The sequence below is a fragment of the Gabonia massiliensis genome, assembly GCF_001403595.1.
GTDB classification, from domain to species: Bacteria; Bacteroidota; Bacteroidia; order Bacteroidales; family Coprobacteraceae; genus Coprobacter; species Coprobacter secundus.
The window spans coordinates 154,488-160,650 of record NZ_LN877937.1 but is presented as its reverse complement, the minus strand read 5'-3'; the positions used below and the strand labels follow the sequence as shown (position 1 = coordinate 160,650).

General features: G+C 46.8%; 6 protein-coding genes. 5 read left to right on the top strand and 1 reads right to left on the bottom strand.

Annotated features, from left to right (window positions below; all coding sequences use genetic code 11):
* Positions 1-69 precede the first annotated feature (69 nt).
* Positions 70-1,116 (bottom strand): efflux RND transporter periplasmic adaptor subunit, encoded by a 1,047-nt coding sequence (locus BN2628_RS01945; protein WP_055095810.1) that lies wholly within the window; start codon positions 1,114-1,116, stop codon positions 70-72.
* Between the two features lie 238 nt (positions 1,117-1,354).
* Between BN2628_RS01945 and BN2628_RS01940 the strand changes: the two genes are divergently transcribed.
* From BN2628_RS01940 to BN2628_RS01920, 5 genes are all read left to right on the top strand, one after another.
* Positions 1,355-1,663 (top strand): hypothetical protein, encoded by a 309-nt coding sequence (locus BN2628_RS01940; protein ID WP_055095808.1) that lies wholly within the window; start codon positions 1,355-1,357, stop codon positions 1,661-1,663.
* A 71-nt stretch (positions 1,664-1,734) separates the two neighbouring features.
* Entirely contained in the window at positions 1,735-2,259 is a 525-nt protein-coding gene (locus BN2628_RS01935; RefSeq protein ID WP_055095806.1) for an outer membrane beta-barrel protein, read from the top strand.
* Positions 2,260-2,931: 672 nt separating this feature from the next.
* Positions 2,932-3,522 carry an ATP synthase subunit E gene (locus BN2628_RS01930; protein WP_055095804.1) on the top strand — a complete coding sequence of 197 codons (591 nt, stop codon included), beginning with the start codon at positions 2,932-2,934 and terminating at the stop codon, positions 3,520-3,522.
* Positions 3,523-3,538: 16 nt separating this feature from the next.
* Positions 3,539-4,378: a DUF2764 domain-containing protein gene (locus BN2628_RS01925; RefSeq protein ID WP_055095802.1), complete on the top strand. Its 840-nt coding sequence runs from the start codon at positions 3,539-3,541 to the stop codon at positions 4,376-4,378.
* A 19-nt stretch (positions 4,379-4,397) separates the two neighbouring features.
* A complete protein-coding gene (locus tag BN2628_RS01920) occupies positions 4,398-6,152 on the top strand; it encodes a V-type ATP synthase subunit A (protein ID WP_055095800.1) in 1,755 nt (584 codons plus the stop codon).
* Positions 6,153-6,163 lie beyond the last annotated feature (11 nt).

The following is a 6,163-nucleotide window of genomic DNA, read 5'->3' as shown; positions in this document are numbered from 1 at the left end:
GTACCAGTACCAGCAACAGGATAGTGACGGATCTTTTCTGCAAGAAATATTTTACAAACTTCATACGGTTCAATTCTTTTTAGAAGACAGTTCTACTTTCATACCATCCGAAAGAAAGCGAAGGCCGCTTGTGGCAATTGTCTCATCACCTGACAATCCTTCCGCGATGAGTACTTTCCCGTCGGGGAGCAGGCTGCCCTTCGTTACTTTCCGCATACTTACTTCGGAAGTCCCCTCATCGACCAACCAGACAAAGTCCCCTTCCGTCGGACGGTGGCAAAGCGCATACTGCGGAATGACTACCCCTGCTTTATTGCTCCCAACGAACGAATTTATATACACCTTACCGGACATGCCCGCCAGCAATTTCCGGTCCGAATTGGGCAACAAGGCTGTCAGCAGGTAGGACAAGTTATTGCGGGTAGTACCTTTAGACACTTCAATGACCGGAGCTTTATAGACCCTATCGGGATACATGTCAAAACGGACTTCCACCGAATCAATCGACCGGGCGGCGGCAGCTACTTCCTGCGTTACATAAGCCTCTATACGGAGCTGGTCGATGTCTATCAACGATAAAACAGGCTGTGCAGCCCTCACGTCTTGGAACTTCTCAATATATACCTCACCCACATATCCGTTGAAAGGGGCAATCAGCCGCGAGTCTTCCAGTTCGTTGGAAGCCATGTCAAAGGCTGTCTTGGCCATCGTGTAGTCGGCACGGGTCTTTTCATATTGGCTGGCAGAGATGTTATTCTTCTCATACAGCTTCTGTATCCTCTCAAACTCGGTCTTCATCTGCACATACACAGCCTCCGTCCGTTCCTTACGGATACGGAAGTCACGGGGATCGATCTCGGCAATGACGCTCCCCTGCGGGTAATAGTTGCCAGCATATACATCAAAGCGGTCTATCGGCCCCCCTACCCGGAATGAGAGTTCCGATGTGCGATAAGGGTTGGAGATAAAGGCATATTCCTTCCCGCCTCCATCCGAATACCGGACTGTTTTCTCTGTTTTGACAATAATCCCCGCTCCGGACTGTTCTTTCCCTCCGGTGCAGGAAACCAGCAGTGGCAGTACTGCAGACATGCATAAAAATGTTCTTATCCTCATGAGTATATTCAAAATTAAACAACGGCAAAAGTAGGGAATAAAAAACGTATCCTCTGATATAATTTATCCAAGGCGGAAAAACGGTACATGAACCCCGATTTTCGAATAACGGATGACAGATTAAGGCAAATGAATAGGTCTCAAAAAGAAGCAAAGCGGAAAAAATGCTTTTGTCAAATCAAAGAAATGGTATACTTTTGGACCCCTGTAAAGGGTGTGTCACATTTTAAGCGCCTTCATGCCGGATTCATCAGAACGGCAGGCACAAGAAATCACAGAACCGATGAACCCGGTGGCGAACGAAACCTTCTACAAATTCGACGACCGGTATCAAGAAATGCAGCGTCACCCATCGGAGGAACGGAAAAAGCATTATGGAGAGAATGCAAGTGACGGTCGACAATACCCTCCGTACAGCATCAGATGTCCTGCCTGCACTTGTCAGGAGGATGCCAGGGCAGATTATGCTGTTTATGACAGTCATTCTCGGAGTACCTATCTTGACCGTTTTTGGGGTTGGGCAAGCTACATGAGAAGCCGTGTGTAAAAAAGAAAAAGATCACATGCAAAAAATAAGTGAACCCTATTCTATATTATTAACAAATAAAACTTATAAAGATGAAAAAGATTTTATTATTATTATGTGTAGCAGCTTTCACCGTATCGGCGAAAGCACAAGTGTATCTGGGCGGTTCATTCGGTATCACCCATGACAATGACATCGATGCCACAAATTTCACATTGGCACCGGAAATCGGTTATATGTTGAACGATACCTGGCATTTCGGATTGGAAATCGGATATACCCATTCAAGTAAAACCAGAAAAGGTGAGAATCTGAATGTAAATGCCTTCCATTTCGCACCGTATGCACGGTGGAATTATTTCGACAAAGGCATGGTACGTCTGTTTTTGGAAGGAGGCTTGGGAATTTCAACCTATAAGGTGAAGGGCCATAATAACCATAACGGTTTTGAAATCGGAATCAAGCCGGGAATAGCCCTGGACATGACCGACCATTTCTCATTTGTTACCAAATTCGGCTTTCTGGGATACCGCGATGACTATAAATATGACAACAGTGTATCCGGACTTAGCCTGAGCACGGAAGACCTGACAATAGGCTTCGTATATTCATTCTGACAGGAAGATTTTCAAGACCCCGCTTGCAGTAAAAAGGGAAGCTGCCATTGGAATGCACCAAAACAGCCTCCCTTTTTATATTTGACGGAACCGCTGACATGTCCAGACAGTATTCCATTGTCGGCCATATACCTTATCTCACCGGTCGTAAAGTGACCATACAGTTTGTCTTTGTGACAGAGTCGTGGCAAATGATTTTAGATTGCACGGTTCATTTCTCCCCTGCCGGTATATGAAAGAGAAAACTGAAAACAGGCACGATTATGACTGCAACATCGGTTTACCTATCGATGTGAAATCCGACAAGAACCATATCTCTATAAAATGGGTCCATTCTCCATAAACGGCAATTCGTTATCCGTTTTACCCACTTCAGACTTTTTTATTTCCAGTATTCTTGCCAATTATATAAGTTTGCCCCGTCATCATCAATAGCAAAAAATCCAAATGCCCCATGTACAGACTATTATCTTACAAATAGTACTTCCGTCCGTAACAATGATGACCCCAACCTTCTCTTAATGAAGAAGATTTGAGTAAAAACAACGATGCGAGGGGAAAACATGGAACAGCGAAGAGAAAAAGCCAGACAACCGGTCCGATTCCGTACCTTCCGCTGCGGCTATATGCAATTAATATTGTAATATAAATCATATAATAACTCCTGTAAATATGGAAAACAAAATTCAAGAGCTGACCGATAAGATTTACCGCGAAGGCGTAGAGAAAGGAAACGAAGAGGCTCGGAAACTTATCGCGAAAGCACAGGAAGAAGCCAAGAAGATTATAGAAGACGCTCACAAGGAAGCAAACTCTATCGTGGCTACCGCCCATAAGTCTGCCGGTGAACTGGCAGAGAATACAAAATCGGAATTGAAGTTGTTTGCCGGTCAGGCTGTAAACGCTCTGAAGTCTGAAATTGCGACTTTGGTGACGGACAACATAGTAAATACCGATGTAAAGGCTTTTACTGCAAACAAGGATTATCTCAATGCTTTCATTGTTACATTGGCATCCAAATGGAGTGCGAATGAACCCATTGTCATTTCTACCGCCGATGCGGAAGACCTGACGAAATATTTTGCAGCCAAGGCAAAAGACCTGCTTGACAAAGGGGTGAAGATTGAGCAAGTGAACGGTATCAAGACCTTGTTCTCCGTTTCGCCTGCCGACGGTTCGTACAAGGTGAACTTCGGCGAAGAAGAATTTATGAACTACTTCAAAGAACTCCTGCGTCCGCAATTAGTGGAAATGCTATTCTAAAAACTCCCACAAGATTATGAGCAAATACTATTACCTGATAGCCGGTTTGCCCGAACTCACTTTGGAAGACAGCAAACTGAGCTATACAGTAGCCGATTTCAAGACAGAACTATATCCTGCCTTGTCGGAAGATGATAAAAAGCTGATAGATTTGTTTTATCTGAAATTCGACAACGCGAATGTCTTGAAACTGTTGAAAGATAAGGATGCCACCATTGACCCCCGCGGAAACTATTCGTCGGAAGAACTGGCAGAATACATCTTACGGCTGAAGGACGGCGACAAAGTCTCTGTCAATGTATTCCCTTCTTATCTCTCCACATTCATTTCCAAATACATCAGCCAGCCTGCCGAGAACGGCTGCTTGCACGAAGACCGCCTGGCCGCACTTTATTACGCATACGCCATGAAATGCAAGAATCGGTTCGTGTCTTCCTGGTTCGGTTTCAACCTCGCTGTCAACAACATACTGGTGGCACTCACAGCACGCAAATTTAAGATGGACACCGCCCCGCTGATTGTGGGCGATACGGAAGTGTGCGAGGCTTTGCGTACCTCCAATGCCCGTGACTTTGGCCTGGGTACCGAAGTAGACTCTCTGGAGCGACTGGTGAAAATCAGCGAGACGGAAGAACTGGCGGACCGGGAAAAGAAACTGGACCGGCTTCGGTGGGAGTGGATGGAAGAAGCTGCATTCTTCGATTACTTTACCGTAGAACGCCTGTTTGTCTTCCTGCTGCAACTGGAGATGATAGAACGGTGGGTTTCACTGGACAAAGAGAAGGGCAAACAACTGTTTCGCAACATCATAGCCGCCTTGAAAGACGAGGTGCAGATACCCGCGGAATTCAGATAAAACAAACAACAAAAAACATATGGCAACAAAAGGATCTGTTAGTGGCGTAATAGCCAACATGGTGACCCTCGTCGTCGACGGACCGGTAGCACAAAATGAGATTTGCTACATCTCGACCGGTGGAGACAAGCTGATGGCGGAGGTGATCAAGGTGGTAGGCACCCAAGTCTATGTACAGGTATTTGAGAGTACCCGCGGGCTGAAAGTGGGAGCCGAAGCCGAGTTTACCGGACACATGCTCGAAGCGACACTGGGGCCCGGTATGCTTTCGAAGAACTACGACGGTCTGCAAAACGACCTTGATAAGATGGACGGCGTCTTCCTGAAACGCGGGCAATACACCTATCCGCTGGACAAAGAAAGCAAATGGCACTTTGTGCCTTTGGCGAAGACGGGCGACCAAGTAGAAGCCGCTGCCTGGCTGGGACAAGTGGACGAAAACTTCCAGCCTCTGAAAATCATGGCACCCTTCGGACAGAAAGGTGTGTGCACCGTGAAATCCATAGCAAAGGAAGGCGATTACAGCATTGAAGATACCATTGCAGTGCTGGCAGATAGCGAAGGCAATGACATCCGGGTGAACATGATACAGAAATGGCCCGTGAAGCGTGCCATGACCAACTATAAGGAAAAACCGCGCCCCTTCAAACTACTGGAAACCGGTGTACGCGTCATCGACACCGTAAACCCGATTGTGGAAGGTGGCACGGGCTTTATACCCGGTCCGTTCGGTACCGGAAAAACGGTGCTCCAGCACGCCATTTCAAAACAAGCGGAAGCAGACATCGTTATCATCGCTGCCTGTGGCGAGCGTGCCAACGAAGTCGTAGAAATCTTTACCGAATTCCCCGAACTGGTAGACCCGCATACAGGACGGAAGCTGATGGAACGTACGATTATCATCGCCAATACCTCGAACATGCCGGTGGCTGCCCGTGAAGCATCCGTCTATACGGCAATGACAATCGCTGAATACTACCGCAGCATGGGGTTGAAGGTTTTGCTGATAGCCGACTCCACCTCACGTTGGGCGCAAGCGCTGCGTGAGATGTCCAACCGTATGGAAGAGCTGCCCGGTCCCGATGCCTTCCCGATGGACTTATCCTCCATCATCTCCAACTTCTACGGCCGCGCAGGTTATGTGAAGCTGAACAACGGTGAGTCCGGCTCCATTACCTTCATCGGCACAGTATCGCCTGCCGGCGGCAACCTGAAGGAACCGGTGACCGAGAATACAAAGAAGGTGGCACGCTGCTTCTATGCCCTTGAGCAAGACCGCGCCGACAAGAAGCGTTATCCTGCCGTAAATCCGATTGACTCGTATTCCAAATATATAGAATATCCCGAATTCGAAGAGTATATTGCCAAGCACATCAACGGTGAGTGGATCGGCAAGGTGAATGAAATCAAGACCCGCTTGCAACGCGGTAAGGAGATTGCCGAGCAAATCAACATCTTGGGTGACAACGGTGTGCCCGTAGAATATCACGTGACCTTCTGGAAATCGGAATTAATTGACTTCGTTATCCTGCAACAGGATGCCTTTGACGAGATTGATGCCGTGACTCCGATGGAGCGTCAGGAAGAAATTCTGAATATAGTGATAGAAATTTGCCATACCGAATTCGAGTTCGACAACTTCAACGAAGTCATGGATTACTTCAAGAAGATGATCAACATCTGCAAGCAGATGAACTACTCGAAGTTCAAGTCCGAAGAATATAACAAGTTCCATAAGCAATTGCAGGAACTGGTCGAAGAACGTAAAGCATAAAAAACGAAAAT